This is a genomic window from Streptomyces sp. NPDC093065, assembly GCF_044754585.1.
Classification (GTDB): Bacteria; Actinomycetota; Actinomycetes; order Streptomycetales; family Streptomycetaceae; genus Streptomyces.
This window is the reverse complement of the sequence record NZ_JBIVPJ010000003.1, coordinates 397,711-417,150: the sequence shown is the minus strand read 5'-3', so window position 1 is coordinate 417,150 and position 19,440 is coordinate 397,711. Positions and strand designations below refer to the sequence as shown.

7 protein-coding genes are annotated in these 19,440 nt (G+C 73.0%); 2 read left to right on the top strand and 5 right to left on the bottom strand.

Annotated features, from left to right (window positions below; all coding sequences use genetic code 11):
- Window positions 1–28: 28 nt before the first annotated feature.
- Window positions 29–1,231 carry a S1 family peptidase gene (locus ACIQFU_RS07755; protein ID WP_402549800.1) on the bottom strand — a complete coding sequence of 401 codons (1,203 nt, stop codon included), beginning with the start codon at window positions 1,229–1,231 and terminating at the stop codon, window positions 29–31.
- A 440-nt stretch (window positions 1,232–1,671) separates the two neighbouring features.
- Between ACIQFU_RS07755 and ACIQFU_RS07750 the strand changes: the two genes are divergently transcribed.
- On the top strand, window positions 1,672–5,019 hold the full coding sequence (locus tag ACIQFU_RS07750) for a family 78 glycoside hydrolase catalytic domain (RefSeq protein WP_402549798.1): 3,348 nt from the start codon (window positions 1,672–1,674) through the stop codon (window positions 5,017–5,019).
- A 44-nt stretch (window positions 5,020–5,063) separates the two neighbouring features.
- Here ACIQFU_RS07750 and ACIQFU_RS07745 read toward each other — a convergent pair whose 3' ends face one another.
- The gene (locus tag ACIQFU_RS07745) at window positions 5,064–5,276 is read right to left on the bottom strand and encodes an MbtH family protein (protein ID WP_402549796.1); all 213 of its coding nucleotides are present in this window, start codon (window positions 5,274–5,276) and stop codon (window positions 5,064–5,066) included.
- An 88-nt stretch (window positions 5,277–5,364) separates the two neighbouring features.
- On the opposite strand from ACIQFU_RS07745, the gene ACIQFU_RS07740 reads away from it, so the two are divergent.
- Window positions 5,365–6,513 carry an alpha/beta hydrolase-fold protein gene (locus ACIQFU_RS07740; protein WP_402549794.1) on the top strand — a complete coding sequence of 383 codons (1,149 nt, stop codon included), beginning with the start codon at window positions 5,365–5,367 and terminating at the stop codon, window positions 6,511–6,513.
- Between the two features lie 7 nt (window positions 6,514–6,520).
- Here ACIQFU_RS07740 and ACIQFU_RS07735 read toward each other — a convergent pair whose 3' ends face one another.
- The 3 genes from ACIQFU_RS07735 to ACIQFU_RS07725 form a co-directional block, all read right to left on the bottom strand.
- The gene (locus ACIQFU_RS07735; RefSeq protein WP_372486533.1) at window positions 6,521–6,598 is read right to left on the bottom strand and encodes a 50S ribosomal protein bL37; all 78 of its coding nucleotides are present in this window, start codon (window positions 6,596–6,598) and stop codon (window positions 6,521–6,523) included.
- Between the two features lie 140 nt (window positions 6,599–6,738).
- On the bottom strand, window positions 6,739–8,439 hold the full coding sequence (locus ACIQFU_RS07730) for an ABC transporter ATP-binding protein (protein WP_402549791.1): 1,701 nt from the start codon (window positions 8,437–8,439) through the stop codon (window positions 6,739–6,741).
- Window positions 8,426–19,438: an amino acid adenylation domain-containing protein gene (locus ACIQFU_RS07725; RefSeq protein WP_402549789.1), complete on the bottom strand. Its 11,013-nt coding sequence runs from the start codon at window positions 19,436–19,438 to the stop codon at window positions 8,426–8,428. The genes ACIQFU_RS07730 and ACIQFU_RS07725 overlap by 14 nt, the downstream gene beginning before the upstream one ends.
- Window positions 19,439–19,440: the final 2 nt, after the last annotated feature.

The window sequence follows — 19,440 nt, the reverse complement described above, 5'->3', positions numbered from 1 at the left end:
GTCGCGCCGGGCACGGTCGGTGCGTCGGTCAGGCGGTGTTCAGGCTCAGGCCGTAGTGCCGCAGCGCGTCGTCCAGGGGCTGGAAGTACGAAGTGCCCTGCCCGTAGACGCCGTTGCACCGGTTGTCGGTCTGGCCGCCCGAAGTCATGCCCTGGCCCTGGTTCCCGGAGATCCAGGGACCGCCGCTGTCCCCGCCCAGGTCGCAGACGTTGCTCAGCCCGAGGTTGGTCACAAGGGTGGCCGGCTGGCCCGGGTCGGTGTACGTCACCGAGTAGTCGTAGGCCTTGATGGAGCCGCAGGTCCAGCCGGAGGTGGCACCGGACTTGCAGACGTCGGAGCCGACCGGGGCCCGTCGGCTGCCCTTGACGGCGATGTTGCCGCCGTTGTTCCAGGTGCCGACCTGGGGCGCGACGGTCGTCCCCGCGTCGACGGAGGCAAGGCCCATGTCTATGCTGTTGCGCCCGTGCTGGAACCGGCTGGTGGTGCCCTTGGCGAAGTGCGAGCCGTCGTAGTACAGGTCGGGCAGGTTCTCCACACAGTGCCCGGCGGTGACCAGGACCTGCCGGCCCGACGAGTCCCGGGCGCCGTAGCCGACCGAGCAGTAGTGGTTGCCGTAGTCCATCCGGCTGCCGGGGTAGACGGTGCCGGCCATCGAGACGGCCTTGCCCTCGCTGTCCTGTACGGCGACCGCGGATCCGTAGGACGCGGCCTTGTCCAGGAACTCCCGGTCGGCCGCCGTCGTTCTGTCGCGTACCTGGACGACCACCTTGTTCGTCACGGGGTCGACGCCCCACCCCCGGACACCGGTGGGCAGTTCCTGCTCGGCAGCCTTGTCCAGCGCCGCCTTGACGGCGTCCAGTTCGTCGGCGGCGTGCCGCGCCATGCGTGCCTCGAGGCCGGCGGCCTCGACCTCACGGGCCGTGCCCGCGTCGGTGACGTTCACCGTGAGGCGGCCGTCCTCGTCGAAGAAGGCTCCGCGCGGGTCGACGCCGGAGGAACGCAGGGTGCCGAGCGCCGACTGCTGCCGGGCCTGCGAGTCGAGCCGCCGGGCCGCGGTCGCGTCGCTGACCCCCAGCGAGTCGGCGAGGGCCCGCACCATCTGCCGCTCGTACGTTCCGCCGGGCGCGGGAGAGCCGGTCCCGGTGGTGCCGTGCGCCGAGACCGCGCCTGAGGACACGACCAGCGCCGCTGCTGCGGCACCTGACGCCATGATCGCGCGTAGACGAAGCATCTTGTCTCCATTTCCGGGCAGCCGCCTGCGGCGGCATGTGGGGGAAGTGCGGATTACGGCGGGGAATGAAGCCCCTGTCCGCACGGAGAACCTTCCTAGTCGGACGCGCCCATGACAAGATCGGTGGGCGGGGCAAAAATTAACAGAACTGCGGATATCTGTTTCCGCCGGGAATTCGCCGACGCCCCGTCAGGCGCATTCCACCGAACCGGCAAAAGCGGGGAATTGAAGGCGCGGGCAGCGCCTGCGCGACGCCTTCGCCGCGTCACCGTTCCGTCGGCACGACCGACGCCGCATCCCTTGCTGCACCCCACAGGACGTGCATAGGATCGTGAAGACCGACGATTGAATCGTTTCATCCCCTGTATCAGGCAGCCGACGCGAGTCACACGCACGGTTCCATCCCGCTGCGTCGGCACGACGAGCAAAGGCGGACACACATGACCGATGAATCGGCCGGAAGCACCCCCGGGGGCAAGGACACGACCGAGGGCTGGGACCGCAGAGTCTTCCTCCGCGGCACCGTGGCCACCGCGGGCGCCGCCGGTGTCACGGCGCTGACCACCGGCGGCTCCGCCCTCGCGGCCGGTGCCGCACCGGGCGGTGCGGGAACGCCCGACGGCGGGCCGAGGAGCAAAGCCGGGCTCCGCGTCGTCCGCACCGGTGTCGAATACGCCGGGAACCTGCTCGGAACGGATGTCGAACGTCCGCGCCTGTCGTGGGAGCTGGCCGCCCCGGGCCACGGCGCCCGGCAGACCGCCTACCACGTCCGGGTCACCAGGGACTCCGGTGGCCGGGGCCAACGCACCCGTACGGTCTGGGACTCGGGCAAGGTCGCCTCCGACCGAAGTGTCGGCGTCCCCTACGGCGGGCCCGCGCTGCTCCCCCGTACCCGCTACCACTGGCAGGTACGGGTCTGGGACGCCGCCGGCCGCCGCTCCGGATGGAGCGAGACCCGTTGGTGGGAGACGTCGCTCCCGGCCGACGGCTGGCGGGCGAGCTGGATCGGTGCCGAGGAGCCGCCCGCGCCGCCGTCCCTGGAGGGCGCGTCGTGGATCTGGTCACCCGGCGCGACCTCCTCCGACGCCCCGGAGGGCGAACGCCGGTTCCGTGCCGCGCTCGCCCTGCCGACGGGCTCCGCGGTGAAGCGGGCCGTGGTGAGCGCCACGGCCGACGACGACTTCACCCTCCATGTCCACGGACAGCAGGTGCTCCACGCACCGCAGCAGACCGACGGCTGGCGCACCGGCCGTACCGCGGACGTCACGGAAGCGGCGCGCTCCGCCGGGAACGAGATCGTCGTCGCCGCCCTCGCCACCAACCGGCCCGGCGCGAGCGTGAATCCCGGCGGACTCCTCGTCCGCCTCACCGTCGAGACCGAGGACGGGCACACCCACGAGCTCCGCACCGGCGACGGCTGGCGCAGCACCGAAGCGGCGCCGGAGGGCTGGGAGCGGCCCGGGTTCGACGACGGCGACTGGCAGCCGGCCGCCGTCCTGGCCCCGTACGGCCAGGGGCCCTGGGGCGACGGCGTGACGGTCGCCGCCCCCGAGGCGCCCGCCCCGCTGCTGCGCCGCTCCTTCACCGTCCGGGGGCGCGTCGCGCGGGCCCGCCTGTACGTCAGCGGACTCGCCTACTACGAGGCCGAGATCAACGGCCGCCGCGTCGGCGACCAGGTCCTCGACCCCGGTTTCACCGACTACGACGAGACGGTGCTGTACGCCGTCCACGACGTGACGGAGCTGCTGCGGCGCGGTGAGAACGCCATCGGCGTCACCCTCGGGCGCGGCTTCTACGGCATGACGACCCCGAATGTCTGGAACTGGCACCGCGCTCCCTGGCACGGCGAGCCCCGGCTGCTCGCACAGCTGGAGATCGACCACCCGGACGGGAGCCGCACCACCGTCGCCACGGACGGCGAGTGGCGCATCACCGAGGGACCGACCCTGTCCAACTCCCTTTACGCCGGGGAGACCTACGACGCCCGGCGGGCGCCCGACGGCTGGTCCCGGCCCGGGTTCGACGACTCGGGGTGGCGGCCCGCGGGCGTGCGCGAGGCGCCCGGCGGCACGCTGCGCGCGCAGCCGCACGACCCGATCGAGGTCGTCGGCACCGTACGCCCGAAGGCGATCGGGGAGCCGCGCCCCGGCGTGTACGTCGTGGACATGGGCCGCACCATGGCCGGCTGGACCCGGCTGACCGTGCGCGGGGCCGCCGGGGGCACGGTGGTCCGGCTCGTCCACGGCGAGAAGCTCGGGGACGACGGCGGTGTGCAGGCCGAGACCGGGCACGTGCCGGGCCGTTTCCAGACCGACGAATACGTGTGCGCCGGCCGGGAGGAGGAGGTGTGGGAGCCCGCCTTCTCGTACAAGGGCTTCCGCTACGTCGAGGTGCGCGGCCTGCCCGCGCGGCCGGAGCCGGGGGACGTACTGGGACGGCTGGTGCACTCCCGCGTGGACGAGGTCGGCACGTTCACCTGCTCCGAGCCGTTCTACGAGTGGCTGGACCAGGCGATGCGGCGCACCGTGCTGAACAACCTGCACGGCATCCCCACCGACACTCCGATGTACGAGAAGAACGGCTGGACCGGGGACGCCCAGCTCGGCACACCGGTCATGATCTACGCCTTCGGGATGCAGCGCTTCCTGTCCAAGTGGCTCGGGGACCTCGCCGACAGCCAGACCGACGAGGGCCAGCTGCCGGTGATCGTGCCCAGCGGGGGCTGGGGGTACGGGGATCTCGGTCCCTCCCCGGAGTGGACGACCGTGTACCCCTTCGTGGTCCGCGAGTTGTACCGGGTGTACGGGGACGAGCGGGCGGCCCGGGAGCACTGGGAGACGCTGACCCGCTATCTGGACTGGGAACTCGCCCGGCTGCGGGACGGGCTGGCCGTCACCGCACTCGGCGACTATCTGGCCCCCGGGTACGGCGGCAACCCGCCGGAGGACACCCGGCTGACCGCGACGGCCTATCTGTACCGGGCGCTGCTGCACACCGCCGAGTTGGGCGAGGCGCTGTCCGGACTGCCGGGCGACAACGATGTCCCCGGGCGCTACCGGGCCGCCGCCGAGGAGCTGCGGAGCGCGTTCAACGACGCGTTCCTGGGGCCGGAAGGCCACTACCGCACGGCCAAGGATCCGGACTACCGGCAGACGTCCAACGCGATACCGCTCGCGTTCGGGCTGGTGCCGCCGGGCGCCCGGGGCACGGTGCTGGACAGTCTGGTCGCGGACATCGAGGAGCGCGGCGACCACCTGAACACGGGCGCGCTGGGCACGAGCGTGTTGCTGCGGGTGCTGTGCGCGCACGGCCGCCCGGACGTCGCCCACGCCGTCGCCACCCGGCGCACCTACCCGAGTTGGGGCTACTGGCACGACCACGGCGCCGACACCATGTGGGAGATGTGGCCGCTGGACTCCCGCTCCCGGGACCACTACTTCCAGGGCACCGTCGCCCAGTGGCTGTACGAGAACGTGGCCGGTCTGCGGCCGGGCGACGCGGGGTACCGCACGTTCACCGTGCGCCCGGACGCGCGTACGGGCGTCGACTGGGCCCGGACCTCGGTGCGGACCGTGCGCGGGGAGGCGTCGGTGGCGTGGTCCGCCGTGGGCGTCAGGCTCCGGCTGACGGTGCGGGTGCCCGTGGGGTCGCGGGCCGAGGTCCACGTCCCGGTGGCCGAGGGGTCACGCGCCGAGGCGCCCGTCGGGGCCGAGTTCCTGCGGTCGGTGCCCGGCTTCGACGTCCACCGGGTCGCCCACGGCACCTGGGAGTTCACCGGGACCGTCTGACGTGCGGCGCCCGCGTCGAGGTGCGTCGGCGCGGGCCGTGCCGGTCAGGAGTCGGCGGACTCGGCCAGGGAACGGGGGCGCAGGTCCGTCCAGTTGGTCTCGACGTACTCCAGGCAGGCGTCCCGGGTGTTCTCCTCGAAGGCGACGGTCCAGCCGCCGGGCACGTGGGCGAAGGACGGCCAGAGCGAGTGCTGTCCCTCGTCGTTCACGAGGACGAGGAAACGACCGTCGGCGTCGTCGAACGGGTTGGTGCTCATGCCCGAAGCCTCCCGGAGGATTAGGTTAGGCTCGCCTAATTATTGGCGAGCTTAGCCTTCGGGCTTCGCGCTCCACAAGGAGACCTTCATGGAGTTGGCGGGGGAAGAGCCGTTCGCCGGGTTCGGAGTGCCCGGTGCTCCGGGCACCGAGGCCTTCTGGGCCGCGGCGCGCACGCCCGCGTCGGTGCCGGACGGCGACGGCTGGGCGACCCTGTTCCTGCGGCGCGGGTCCGAGGCGGCGACCATCGGTTTCGAGAGCTGGTCGGAGCCGGTGCCGCTGCACCGGTGGGCGGCCACGGACTGCTGGTACGCGAAGGTGCGCATGCCGGCGCGGCTGCGGGTGACGTACCAGTTCCTGGTGGGCGAAGCGGCGTACCCGGACCCGTGCAACCCGGCCGGCGCGGGCGGCGACCGGTCCGTCGCCGCGACTCCGGACGCGCCGCCTCAGCCGCACTGGCCCGCGATCGGCGCCGACGACGTCCTGCCCCTGCCCCGCACCCGGCTGCGCTGGACGAGCGAACGGCTCGGCGGGCGGCGTACCGTGCGGGTTCATCCGGTGGGCGGGGGCGGACCGGTGGTGCTGCTGCTCGACGGGGACGACTGGCTGTATCTGCACCCGGCCGCGACCGCGTTCGACTCGGCCTTCGCGAGTGGTGAGATGCCGCCGGTCACGCTCGTGTTCCTGCCCGCCGGGGACCGCGCGGCCGAGTTCGGATGCCGGCCCGGGTTGTGGGAGGCGGTACGGGACGAGCTGCTGCCCCTGGTGGCGGAGAGCGGTGTGCCCGCCGAGCCGGACCGGCTCGTGGTCGCGGGCCAGAGCCTGGGCGGGCTGAGCGCGCTGTACGCCGCCGTGGAGTATCCCGGTCTGGTGTCGCGGGTGGCCTGCCAGTCGCCGTCGGTCTGGTGGACGCCGGAGGCCGTGGACGAAGCGGACCCGCTGGGCGGCCCGCCCGGGGGCGTCCTCGCGGCCCGGCTGCGCGGGCGGCCCGACCTGTCGGGCCTGCGGATCGCCTTCGACGTGGGTGAGCACGAGACCCGGATGCTCCCGCACTGTGCTGTGGTGGAGGCCCTGGCCGAGCAGGCCGGTGCGACCGTGCGGGTCTCCCGCTCGGCGTCGGGCCACGACCGGGCGGGCTGGCGGCAGGCACTCCTGCGGGACGTGGCCTGGGCACTGGCCGAGGACCCCGTCGACACGTCGGGTGGGCGGCGCCGTACGCCGCCCACCCGAGGCACCTAGGACGCCCTCAGCTCTGCGGACGCCTACCGTGGTTGGCGCCGTTCTTGCGGCGGGCCTTCTTCTTGCGACGTCGTTTCGAGGACATCGACACCTCCTTGGTGCTCGTATTCCACACGCTGTGCACCGGATGGTCGCCACCGGTGATCACAGAGCCCCTTTCCGGTCGGCGCCGGGGCAAACATCCGGCGCGGGGGCACTTGGTCAACGGGCCGGCCCGTCGTCTGGTCACCTGGTCACCGCGAGACGGTACTCCTCGTCGGTGGCCAGGAGGCGGCGGTGGGTGTCCTCGGCGGTGACGACGCCCTCGTCCAGGACCAGCACCCGGTCGGCGGCGTCCAGCAGGGCGGGGCTGCTGGTGATCACCAGGGTGGTGCGGCCCCGGCGCAGCTCCGCGACGCCCCGCGCGATGAGCTGTTCGGTGACCGCGTCGACGGCCGTGGTCGGGTCGCGCAGCACCAGGACGTCGGTGTCGGCGGCCAGGGCGCGGGCCAGGGAGAGCCGCTGGCGCTGGCCTCCGGAGAGGTTGGCGCCCCGGTCGCGGACGGCGTAGTCGAGCCCCTCCCGGTGCAGGGCGACGACATCGGTCAGCATCGAGGCCTCGACTGCTTCGGGGACCGTGCGGCTGACGCCCGTCGGGTCGATGTTGGAACGCAGGGTGCCCGCGAAGATCTCGCCGTCGTACGGGTTGACCAGCAGGTGCTCGCGGACCGCCTCGACCGCCAGGTCCCCGAGGTCCCGTCCGCCGACGCGCACCGTTCCCTCGTACGCGTCGGGCGGGACGTTCAGGGCGAGGACGGCCGCGAGGTCGGCCGCCGCGCGCGGCTGATACGCGGCGACGGCCACGAACTCGCCGGCCCGGACCCGGAACCGCACCTTGCGCAGGGTTCCGTGGCGGACGCAGTCGACCTCCAGGTCCGCACCCTCGGCCGGCCGCTCCCGGCCCGGTGCCGTCACCGGCGGCGCGGTGAGGACCAGGGCCATCCGCTCGGCCGAGGCGCGCGCGATCATCACGTACTTCGGCATCTCCGAGAAGAGTTTCAGCGGTTCCATGATGAACTGCGCGAGGCCCACGGCCATGACCAGCTCACCGATGTTGATCCGTCCCTGGAAGGCCAGCAGGCCCGCCGTGAGGGTCACGGCGGCGGCGAGCACCGCGTTGAGGGCGAGTGCGGTGCCCGCGTAGACGCCGTTCACGCGGGCGACGGTGACCGACTGGTGTTTCGCGTCGGTGCTGACCAGGCGGTAGGAGCGGAACGCCGCGTGGTTGCCGCCGAAGCCGTGCAGCGGGCGCAGGCCGATGATGAGGTCGGCGACCTTGGCCCCCGCCCGCGCCACCCGCGCCTGCTGCTCGCGGGTGCTGGAGCCGATGCGTTTGGACATCACGCTCAGGATCGACAGGATCGCGACGGTTCCCACGATGACGAGCAGCCCGAGGCGGATGTCGGCCAGTCCCAGGGCGACCGCCGCGATCACGACCGCCACCAGCGAGCTGATCAGCAGTGGCACCACCTCGATGATGTCGGCGGTCTGGTCGGCGTCCTCGGTGGCGATGGTCAGTACCTCGCCGGACTTGAGGCCGACGTCCCTGGCGACCGGCTGGAGTCCCGCGTCCGCGACCCGGACCCGCCAGCGGTGCGCCTCGGTCGTGTTGGCCTTCTGCAGGATCCGCATGCCGAACCGCCAGGACAGCGACACGGTCGTGATGATCACGGCCAGTGCGGCGACGGAGACGCCGAGCGCCTCCGGGCTCCGGTGGCGCATGGTGTGTTCGACGATCAGGCCGAGCGCGATGGGGAAGGCGGTCTCACCGGCCTGGTAGAGGCCCATGAGGACGGTGCCCCAGGCCATCGCGCCGACGTTGCGCCGCAGGGCGGTACGGAGGATGTCGGAGCCCGCGCGGGGCCGCTGGGTGTCAGGAGTGGTCATCGAGGTGGCGGGCAATCGCTTCCGGGGTTCGCAGGGTGAACAGATCGCGGATCGTGATCACTGGACCGTACTCCCGGCGGAGCAGTCCGGTCAGCCGTACCGCCAGCATGGAGTGTCCGCCGAGGGCCACGAAGTCGCTGACGGCGCTCACCTCGTCGTCGTCCAGGTCCAGTGCCTCGGCGAAGAGTTCGCACACCGTGGTCTCGGTCTCCGTCTCGGGGGCGCGCTCCCCCGCGGTGGTCAGCGCGCCCAGCGGCTTGGCCTCCGGGAGCGCCTTGGTGTCGGCCTTCCCGTTCACGGTCAGGGGGATGGCGTCGACCTGGGCGTAGTGCGTGGGCCGCAGGAAGTCCGGCAGCGCGGCGCCGACTTCGGCGGCGACCTCCGCCAGGTCGGCGTCGTCCAGCACGAGGTAGGCGGCCAGCCGGTACGCGCCGTCGACCTGCGGGTCGGGCTGGGCGACGGCAGCGGCGAACCGCACCGCCGGGTGCGCGGCGAAGGCGGCCTCGACCTCACCGGGTTCGACCCGGTGACCGCGGATCTTGACTTGCTGGTCGGTGCGGCCGAGGTACATCAGGTTCCCGTCGGGGCGCCGCACCACCAGGTCGCCGGTGCGGTACATGCGCTCGCCGGGTGCGCCGAAGGGGCAGGCGACGAAGCGGTGCGCGGTCTGCGCGGGCTGCCCGAGGTAGCCGCGTGCGATGCCGGCGCCCGCGACGTACAGCTCGCCGGGGACGCCGTCGGGCAGGGGACGCAGCCACGGGTCCAGCACGTACACGTCCGTGTTGTCGATCGCGACGCCCACCACCGGGTCCGGGCACTCGAAGGTGCCGACGCCGAGGGTGTTGATGGTGTACTCGGTGGGTCCGTACAGGTTGTAGCCGACCGTGCCCTCGGTCTCGGCGAGCCGCTGCCACAGGGCCGGGGTGACGGCCTCCCCGCCCAGCAGCACCAGCGCGGGCCGGTGAGCCGGGTCGTCGAGCAGTCCCTCGGCGACCAGTTGCTGCGCGTAGGTGGGGGTGACGTTGACGACGTCGATCCCGTGCTTCACGCAGTACTCGACCAGCCGGGGCGCGTCGCGGCGCAGTTCCTCGTCGCAGATGTGCACCTCGTGGCCGTCGGCGAGCCACAGCAGTTCCTCCCACGACATGTCGAAGGCGAACGACACGGTGTGGGCGATGCGGAAGGTCCGGTGGCCGTGCGCCGCCAGGACCGGTTCGAAGATCCGGCGCTGGTGGTTGACCAGCATGTTGGTGAGTCCGGCGTACTCGGTCACCACCCCCTTGGGCCGGCCGGTCGAGCCGGAGGTGTAGATCGTGTACGCGGGGTGCCGCAGCCGGTCCGGGTCGTCCTGCGCGAACGTCACGAACGGCTCGGCGTCGGGCAGCGGACGGTCCAGCTCGATCAGGTCGATGCCGCCGGTGAGCCGGTGCGTCACCGTGCTCACGGTGAGTACGGCGTCCGGGCGGGCGTCCGCGACGATGGCGGCGATCCGCTCGTCCGGGTGGTCCAGCTCCAGCGGCACGTAGGCGGCGCCCACCCGCAGTACGGCGAAGAGCGCCACGATCGAGTCGAGGGAGCGCGGGATCGCGAGGCCCACGGTCGTCTCCGGGCCGATGCCGCGACGGGCGAGCACACCGGCCAGCGCCCGGCTGCGGTCCCGCAGTTCGGCGAAGGTCATGACCGAGCCGTGGGCGACGAGCGCCGTCCGCCGCGGTTCGCGGTCGGCCGCCCGGTCGAACCGGTCCACGACGGTGTCCGTGCCGATGTCGGTGCGTTCGGCGGGCTCGGGCGCGGGCACCGGGCCGGGCAGGGCACCGATCAGCCCCTTGGGCTCGGCGGACCCGGTCAGGTCGTCGAGCACGCGCAGGTAGTCGTCGAGGAGACCACGGGCGCCCGCGGTGTCGTGGTCGCGGTACTCCAGTTTGACGGTGAGCCGTTCGCCGGGGGTGACCACCCACGTGAACGGATAGTGGGTGGAGTCGTCGGCCCGCACCGAGGTGATGCCGTGTCTGGCGTTCATCTCGGCGAAGGCGTCCAGGTCCAGGAAGTTCTGGAGGACGAACAGGTTGTCGAAGAGGGTGTCGTGGCCGCCGGCCCGCTGGATCTCGCCGAGTCCCAGGTGCTCGTGCTCCATGGCCTCGACCCGGGCCGCCTGTACGGCCGTCAGGTAGTCGCGGACGGTGTCGTGCGGCCGGGGCCGCGTCCACATGGGCACGGTGTTGAGCAGTACGCCGACGATGCCGGCCAGTCCTTCGCCCTCCCGGCCGGAGACGGTCACGCCGAAGACGGCGTCGGCGCGTCCGGTGCGGGCGCCGAGGAGGAGGCCGAACGCTCCGGTCAGCACGGTGTTCAGCGTGACACCGTGGGCCCGGGCCGCCTCGCGGAGGGCGTGGGACTGTCCGGTGGTCAGCGTCTGTACGAGCGCGCGCGGCAGGTCGTCGGGGAGGGAGGGAGCCGGTCCGGCGAGCAGGGTCGGGCCGGGCAGACCGGCCAGGTGCTCTGCCCAGAAGCGTTCCGACGCGGCCGGGTCCTTCGCGGCGAGGGCCCGGGCGTGGTCCTCGAAGCGCGGGGTGGCCGGCACGGTGTCGAGGGACGTGCCCTCCAGGACGGCGCGGTAGGCGTCGAAGAGGTCGCGCAGCACGATCTCGCGGGACCAGCCGTCCCACAGCAGCAGGTGGTAGCTGAGCAGCAGCCCGTCGCGGTCGTCGGGCAGACGGACCACGGTCAGCCGGATCAGCGGCGGTTCACCGGGATCGAATCCCGTCTCCCGGTCCCGGAGCCGCAGGGCGTCGACCTCCGTGTCGGTCGCCGCCTCGACCGTGTGCACGTCGACCCGGCGCCCGGCGGCGAGTACCTGGACGGGGTTCCCCTCCTCGTCCGTGGTGAAGCCCGCGCCCGCGGCCGGGTGCCGTGCGAGCACGTGTGCCATGGCCCGGGACAACGCGTCGGTGTCCAGGCGCCGTTCGAAGGTGAAGTAGCTCTGGGCGACGTAGTGTCCGGCCGGTCCCGTCAGCTGGGCCTGGAAGTACAGGCCCCGCTGGAGGGGGGTGACGGGTGCCGTGCGCTCGGCCGTCGCGGCGGCGTCCGCGATCTGTTCCAGTGCGCGGTGCCAGTGCTCGGTGATCTCGTCGGGGACGCCCTCGGCGAGGGTGAAGGCCGCGTGCAGGCTGCCGGTGGCGGCGTCGGTCCAGGCGTTCACCTCGACGGCGTAGGGGCTGCCCTGCTCCGGGCCGGTGAGCCGCGGCGCCTGCGACTCGCCGCCCCGGCCCAGGTAGTTGAAGAGCACCTGGGGGTGGGCGGTGTCGAGCAGCGGGGCCGTCTGGGGGTTGAGGTACCTGAGCCCGCCGTAGGCGACGTGCGCGCCCTCGTCCGGCTGGCGTTCGGCGACCTCGCGGGCCGCGGTGACGGGGTCGGTGTGCGGGGTGAGCCGTACGGGCGCGATGGCCGTGAACCAGCCGACGGTGCGGGTGTAGTCGTGGTGGCCGAGGGCCGGGACCCTGCCGTGCCGCTCCAGGTCGACCGCCAGGTCCGTGGGCGTCGGCTGGACGCGGGTGAGCGCGGTGCGCAGCGCGCCGCACAGCAGTTCGGTGAGGCCGACGCCGAGTGCGGCGGGCGCGGTGCGCGTGACGCCGTCGCTCAGGTCGGGGGCGAGTACGACCGTCCGCTCGCGCGGGTTCCCGGCGGCGGGCAGGAGCGCGGGGGCCTGGAGCGTGGTGATCCAGTGCCCCAGGCCCTCGGTCTCCTGGGCGGACCGGTGGGTGAGTGCTCGGGCGTATTCGGCGTAGGAGGTGGTGGGCGGTGCCGGGGCCGCACCGCGCATGGCGTCGGCCAGGTCGTCCAGCAGGATCAGCCAGGACACGGCGTCCACGGCGAGGTGGTGCACGGCCACCACGAGGGTGCGGCTCGCCTCCAGCCACGTGAACGCGACGACCCGGCCGCTCTCGGGATCGAGCCGGCCGGCCGCCTCGTCGGCCGCTTCCGTCGCGTCGGTGCCGGCCCGGCGGGCGACGGTGACCTCGCGGACGGGTTCCGTGCGCAGGGACCACACCCCCTGGTCGACGCGCAACCGCAGTCGCAGCGCCGGGTGCGCGGCGACGACGGCCCGCGCGGCGCGTTCCGCGTCGGCGAACCCGGTCCCGTCGGGTGCCGTCAGCGTTCTGGCCTGGGCGAACCGGGCGAGAGACCCGCCCAGCCGCCGCAGTCGCAGGACGATCGGGGTGAGGGGCAGCGGGCCGTCCTCGTGGCGGGCGGGCGCGGATGGTGTCGCACGGGGTGCGCGGGTGTCCAGGTGCCCGGCGAGGGCGCGGGGGGTGCGGAGCAGGAACACGTCACGGGGTGTGATCGGCAGACCGAGCGCCCTGGCCCGGTTGATGACCGTGATGGCGACGATGCTGTCGCCTCCGGCGGCGAAGAAGTCGGTGTCGGCGTCCGGGGTGGTGCCGGGCAGGGTCTCGGTGAAGATGCCGACGAGAGCGGCGAGCGCGGAGCCGCCCCCGCCACCCGGCGCACCGACGTCCGGCGCACCGCCCTCTCGTACGCCGTTCACCGCGCCGCCGTCCACCCCGCCGGCGCTCGCCGCGTCCCCACCCGGCGTGCCGTCGCCCGCCGCCGGTGTCAGCGACGCGCGCTCGGTCAGCGCCCTGCGGTCCAGCTTGCCGTTGACCGTCAGCGGCAGGGCGTCCACGGGCAGCACCCGGCCCGGCACCATGTGCGCGGGCAGTTTCGCCGACAGCAGCGCGGTGAGGTCCCCGGGCACCCGGCCCACGACGTGTGCGACCAGGTGGTCCTCGCTGTCCGCCACGGTGACGGCGACGTCGACCACGCCGTCGAGTTCGCGGATCGCGGACTCCACCTCGCCCGGCTCGATGCGGAATCCCTTCAGCTGGACCTGGTCGTCGGCGCGGCCGACGAACTCCAGGTCGCCGTCGAACGTCCGGCGGGCCAGGTCGCCCGTGTGGTACATCCGGGAGCCGTCCGCCCGGAACGGATCCGCGACGAACCTGCCCGCGGTCAGCCCCGGCCTGCCCAGGTAGCCGAGGGACACCTGGTCACCGGCGACGTAGATGGCGCCCACCCGGCCGGGCGGCACCGGGCGGAGCCGGTCGTCGAGCAGGTGGGTGACGAGACCGGGGACCGGGCCGCCGACCGGGCTGGTGGCGGCGCCGGGAGCGAAGTCGGCGGCGGTCAGCACCCGGTGGGTGACGTGGACGGTGGTCTCGGTGATGCCGTACATGTTGACCAGCTCGGGCGAGCCGGTGCCGTGCCGCTCGACCCAGTCGCGCAGCCGCCCGAGGTCCAGCGCCTCGCCGCCGAAGACGATCCGGCGCAGTGCGGGCAGCGGTTCGTCCGCGTGCCGGTCGGCCTCGGCGAACCGGTAGAACGCCGACGGGGTCTGGTTGAGCACCGTCACCCCGCGCTCGCGGACCAGACGGTGGAAGTCCACCGGGGAACGGGTCAGCGCGTACTCCGGCACCAGCAGCTCGCCCCCGTGCACGAGCGCGCCCCACAGCTCCCAGACGGCGAAGTCGAAGGAGAACGAGTGGAACTGCACCCACACGTCGTCCGGGCCGAACGCCATCGCGGACCGGGTGTGGGCGAGCAGGGTCACCACACTGGAGTGCGGGACGACGACGCCCTTGGGCCGGCCGGTCGATCCGGACGTGTAGATCACGTACGCCGGGTCGTGCCACCGGGCTCCGGGTGCGGGCTCCGCCACGGGGGGCGCAGGCTCTTCCCCCGGCACGAGCACGCGGGCCGGCACGCCCGCGCGGGCCAGCAGCCGTGCGAACCGGTCGCGCTGCTCCGCTTCCACGAGCACGACCTGCGGGGCGGAGTCGGCGAGGACGTACTCCAGGCGCTCGTCGGGATACGCCAGGTCCAGCGGTACGTAGGCCCCGCCCGCGCCGACGACGGCGGCCAGGGCGACGACCTGCTCGACGGAGCGCGGCACGGCGACGGCGACGCGCTTGCCGCGGCCGACCCCGGCCGCACCCAGGACGGCGGCCAACTCGTCCTTGCACCGCAGCAGTTCACCGTAGGTGAGTGACCGGGTGGTGCCGTCGAGGGCGCACTGGGTGACCGCGGTGGCGGCCGGGTCGCGGTGCGCCGCGGCGTCGAGAAGTTCCCCCAGGGTGGTGGGGGCGACCGGCTCGACGCGCCCGGTGTCCCCTGCTGCCAGGCCGCCGGCCGGTGCGTCCGGCCGGGTGAGCAGGCCGGTGAGGTTCCGGGTGAACGTGCGCAGGATCTCGCGGACCTCGGTCTCCCGCAGCAGGTCTGCGTCGTAGATCAGGTTGAAGCGCGGGCTGCCGTCCGGAGTGCGCTCCACCACCAGGGTCAGCGGGTAGTGCGGGGCGCCCTCGTTGACGATGTCGGTGACGACGAGGGTGTCGCCGGGGCGCCGCAGCGCGGACACGTCGGTCGCCACGTCGAAGACCACCAGGGTGTCGAAGAGCGCACCGACGCCGGCCCGGCGGGTGATCCGCGCCAGCGACACGTGCTGGTGCGGCAGTACCGCGCTCTGGTGTGCCCGGACGGAGGAGAGCAGTTCGCGCGCGGTGGTGGCGGCGGTCCAGCGGGCGCGCAGGGGGATCGTGTTGATGAACAGGCCCACCATGTCCCGGATGCCGGGCACGTCGGCGTCGCGGCCGGACACCGTGGAGCCGAACACGACGTCGTCGCTGTGCAGGATGCCGCCCAGGGTGAGGGCCCAGGCGCTGTGCACGGCGACGCTCAGCGGCACCCCGGCCGACCGGGCCGCCGTGTCCACGTCGGTGTCCGCCGTCGCGGCGGTGTCGGCGAAGTGTTCGGAGGGGGTGTGCCCCTCGGCGATCAGGGACGGGCCGGGGAGTCCGGCCAGTTGCCCGGACCACACCCGGTCGCTCGCCTCGTCGTCTCGCGCCGCGAGGCGGCGTGCGTGGTCGGGGAAGCCGCCGAGCGCGTGTCCGGAACCGGGCGAGTGGTATTCGGCCAGCAGGGTGCGCAGCATGGGCGGCACGGACCAGCCGTCGGCGACGATGTGGTGCACCGTCTGCACCAGGACGTGCCGTCCGGCTCCGGCGTGGATCAGTGTGCAGCGCATCAGCGGGCCGACGGCCAGGTCGAATCCTGCGCGGCGGTCGCGCTCGGCGTGGGCGCGGATCTCGTCCTCGGTGATGCCGGGGCGGTCCAGCACGGTGAAGGGCGCCTGTGCTCCGCTCTCCAGCACGGAGACCACGCGCCCGTCGGCGAGGGCCACGAAGCGTGCGGCCAGGTTCGGGTGGAGGGTGAGCAGGCGGGTGGCAGCCGCTGCCAGCCGGTCGGGGTCCACCTCGCCTTCCAGCGTGAGCAGTTGCTGTTCGACGTAGCTGCCCGTGGCCTCGTCGTCGTAGACCGAGTGGAAGTACAGCCCCTCCTGCAGCGGGGTCAGCGGGAGGATGTCCCGCAGCGCCGGGCCGTCCAGGGCGTCGACGTCGGCCTGGGTGAGCGGCAGCGGGCGGAAGTCGCTGGGCGAGTGGCCGCCGCCGTCCAGTGCGGCCAGCCCCGTGAGTGCCTCCTGGTAGTAGGTGCCGAGGGTCTCGATGTCCGCGTCGGTGAACACGCCCTCGGGCCAGGAGATCGCGGTGACCAGTTCGTAGGCGCCGGTGGGGTCGGGTTCCGCGATCGCGTTGAACTCCAGGGCGCGCGGCAGGCGCATGCGCGGGTCGCGCCTCTCGCCCAGTTGTCCTGTGGTGCGGGCGAGTTGCCAGTCGTCCGGTGAGCCCGCTGCGAAGCGGCCCAGGTAGTTGAAGAGCACCTGGGGTGCGGGGGCGTCGAAGGCCATCCGGGCCAGGTGGCGCAGGGCTCCGTAGGAGACGCCGTTGTCCGGGACGCGCGCGAGGTCCTCCTTGACCGCCTTGAGGGCGGTGGTCAGGTACTCGGGTGCGGTGGGGTCGGTGGCCTCGCCGGGGTCGACGGTCACCGGGAAGAGGGTGGTGAACCAGCCCACCGTCCTGGAGAGTTCCGGCTCGAAGCCGGCGGACGGGGCGACGAAGCGCGGTTCCCGGCCGTGGCCCTCGAGTTCGATGTGCGCGAAGGTCTGGTCCTGGCCGAGGTCCTGGCGCCATCGGGCGAGGGCGACGGCGAGCGCGGTCACGAGTACGTCGTTGACGCCCGCGTGGAATCTCGCGGGCGTCTCACCGAGGAGCGCGGCCGTGGTCCGGGCGTCGACCGGGACGGTCCGGATCCGCTCGCGTGCCACGGTGTCGTCCGCGGTGAGGGCGCGTCGGCCCAGCGGCTCGTCCGGTCCGGGCAGTGGGCGCCGGTAGTAGGCGCTGTCCGCGTCGAACGCCGCACGCTCCAGCAGTTGGGTCCAGCGCCGGAACGACGTTCCCGTCGACGGGAGTTCGACGGGTGCGCCCGAGACGGACTGTCGCCATGCCGTGGCCAGGTCTTCCATGAGCACCCGCCAGGACACGCCGTCGATCACCACGTGGTGGACGACGACGACCAGTTGCCGTGCCGCACGGCGCCAGACGGCGCGCAGCATCGCGCCGCCCGACGGATCCAGTTGTCCGGTGGCGAGGGCGACGCACGCCTCCACATCCCGGTCGCCGGCCTGCCACAGGTCCGCGGCCCGGGCCTCGTCCGCCTCCGGGATGTCGAACCCCCAGCGCTCGCCCCGCACCAGAGCGGCCCGCAGCATGGGGTGCCTGCGGACGACGGCGGCGAGGACCGCGTCGAGGGCACCGGGGGTCAGGTCGGCCGGGGTGTTGAGCACGACGGACTGGACGAAGCCGTCGACGGCGTCGGTGGTCTCGCCGAGCCACTGCACCACGGGGGATCCCACGACGGTGCCGGTCGGGACGTCGCGGTGGTCCACGGTCGTGGTGTCCTCGCGGCTCGCCACCGCCGCCAGGGCGCCCACCGTGCTGTGGGTGAAGATCTGCCCGGCCGTGACGTAGAGCCCCGCGTCGCGCAGCGCGCTCAGCAGTGAGATCGCCAGGATGCTGTCTCCGCCGAGCTGGAAGAAGTCCTGGTCGACGCCGACCTGGTCGAGGTGGAGCAGCGCCGCGACCGCCGCGCACACCGCCCGTTCCTCGTCGGTGGCGGGCGGGACGACCGCGGCCGTGCCCACGACGGGCTCGGGCAGTGCGTTCCGGTCGAGCTTGCCGTTGGCCGTGAGCGGGAACTCCGTCATCACGACGACGTGGGTGGGCACCATGTACTCCACCATGTGGGCGCCGGCCCAGGTCTTCACGTCGTCCGCGCGCAGGTCCTCGTGGCCGGCGGCGGGGATGACGTATCCCACCAGGTAGGTGCCGCCCGCCGTGTTCTTCTTCGCCACGACACACGTGTGGCGCACTCCGGGGTGCTCCGCGAGACCGACCTCGACGTCCTCGATCTCCAGGCGCATGCCGCGGATCTTGACCTGGTTGTCCGCGCGGCCGAGGAAGTCGAGCGAGCCGTCGGGGGCGTAGCGCGCGAGGTCGCCGGTCCGGTACAGCCGGGAGCCGTCGTTCGCGAAGGGGTTCGCCACGAACCGGGAGGCGGTGAGGCCCGGCGCGTTGACGTAACCGCGCCCCAGCAGCAGGCCACCGGCGTACAGTTCGCCGCCGACGCCGACCGGGACCGGGCGCAGTTCGTCGTCCAGGACGTACAGCCGGGTGTTGGGGTTGGCCCTGCCGATCGACGTCGACAGGCGTTCCGCCGCTCCCCGGTAGACGACGTGGGAGACACCGATCGTCGTCTCGGCGGGGCCGTAACCGTGGTACAGGGGGATGTCGAGCCGGGCGCGGAAGCGCTCGTACAGTTCGGGAGTGAGCACCTCGCCGCCGCACCAGACGTGCCGGAGGCTGTCGAGGCGCCCCGAGTCGCCCGTCATCTCAAGGAGCACGTCCAGCATGGAGGAGACCAAGTAGGTGAAGGTGACGCGCTGTTCGGCGATCACGCCGAGCAGATGGTGCGGGTCGCGTTCGCCACCGGGTCGCAGGACCACGAGCCTGCCGCCGCTGACGAGAGGCAGGAAGATCTCGTTGATGGAGATGTCGAAGGACAGGGGGGCCTTGAACAGCGACGCGTCGTCGTGCCCGAAGCCCAGGATCTCGTGGATCTGCCACAACAGGCGCTCACTGATGGCCTCGTGCCGGATCATGGCGCCCTTGGGCCGCCCGGTGGAACCGGAGGTGAAGATCACGTACGCCAGGGCGTCGCCGGGGAGGTCGACGTCGGGCCCCCCGGTGGGGTGGGCGCCGAATCGCCAGGCGCCGAGGTCCACGGCCAGGGCTTCCGGCTCGTTCGGGGCGGGCTCGCCCGAGGAGTTGAGCTGTAGGACGACGCGGGCGTCCTCGACGACGACGGCCCGGCGCTCGGCGGGCCAGTGCGGGTCGAGCGGGACGAACGCGCCGCCCGCCCGGAGCACTCCGAGCAGCGCGATCACCATGTCGGCGGAGCGTTCGAGGGAGATGCCGACCACGTCTTCGGCGGTGAGCCCGCGGGCGATCAGGTGATGCGCCAACTGGGCGGACAGCTCGTCCGCCTGACGGTAGGTCAGCGTGCGGTGTTCGTCGACGACGGCCACGGCGTCCGGTCTGGCGCGTACCTGTTCGCGGAACATCTCCACCAGGGTGGGGCGGACCCGGTGGGCGTCGGTGTCGTTCCACCTGGCGAGGTTCTCCAGCCGCTCCGCCGGACCGGAGGGGCCGATGGTGCCGAGCGGCCGGTCCGGGAAGTCGGCCAGGTCGTCGAGCGCGAGCCGCGCGTCGTCCGGCACGACGCCGTCCGGGAGGGTGATGCTCCGGCCGTCGGCACCGATCTCCCAACCGCCGGGCGCCGTACCGCCGTTGTCGACCCAGGAGAGCACATCGGTGAACAGGGTGTTCGCGGTGAGGTCGAGGCCGGCGGGACTGTCGCCCGAGGCCCAGTACGACAGCCCGAGGGCGCACGCCGTGGCGACGACCTGGTCGGAGAAGTCACCGGTACGCCGCCGTATGCCGGTCAGGTGCCCATGAGAAAGCCGGACGAGAGAAGCGGTCGGTTCCATCATCG

Coding starts and splice junctions, on each gene's coding strand:
- ACIQFU_RS07755 (WP_402549800.1), bottom strand. CDS start 1,231: ATGCTTCGTCTACGCGCGATCATGGCGTCAGGTGCCGCAGCAGCGGCG.
- ACIQFU_RS07750 (WP_402549798.1), top strand. CDS start 1,672: ATGACCGATGAATCGGCCGGAAGCACCCCCGGGGGCAAGGACACGACC.
- ACIQFU_RS07745 (WP_402549796.1), bottom strand. CDS start 5,276: ATGAGCACCAACCCGTTCGACGACGCCGACGGTCGTTTCCTCGTCCTC.
- ACIQFU_RS07740 (WP_402549794.1), top strand. CDS start 5,365: ATGGAGTTGGCGGGGGAAGAGCCGTTCGCCGGGTTCGGAGTGCCCGGT.
- ACIQFU_RS07735 (WP_372486533.1), bottom strand. CDS start 6,598: ATGTCCTCGAAACGACGTCGCAAGAAGAAGGCCCGCCGCAAGAACGGC.
- ACIQFU_RS07730 (WP_402549791.1), bottom strand. CDS start 8,439: ATGACCACTCCTGACACCCAGCGGCCCCGCGCGGGCTCCGACATCCTC.
- ACIQFU_RS07725 (WP_402549789.1), bottom strand. CDS start 19,438: ATGATGGAACCGACCGCTTCTCTCGTCCGGCTTTCTCATGGGCACCTG.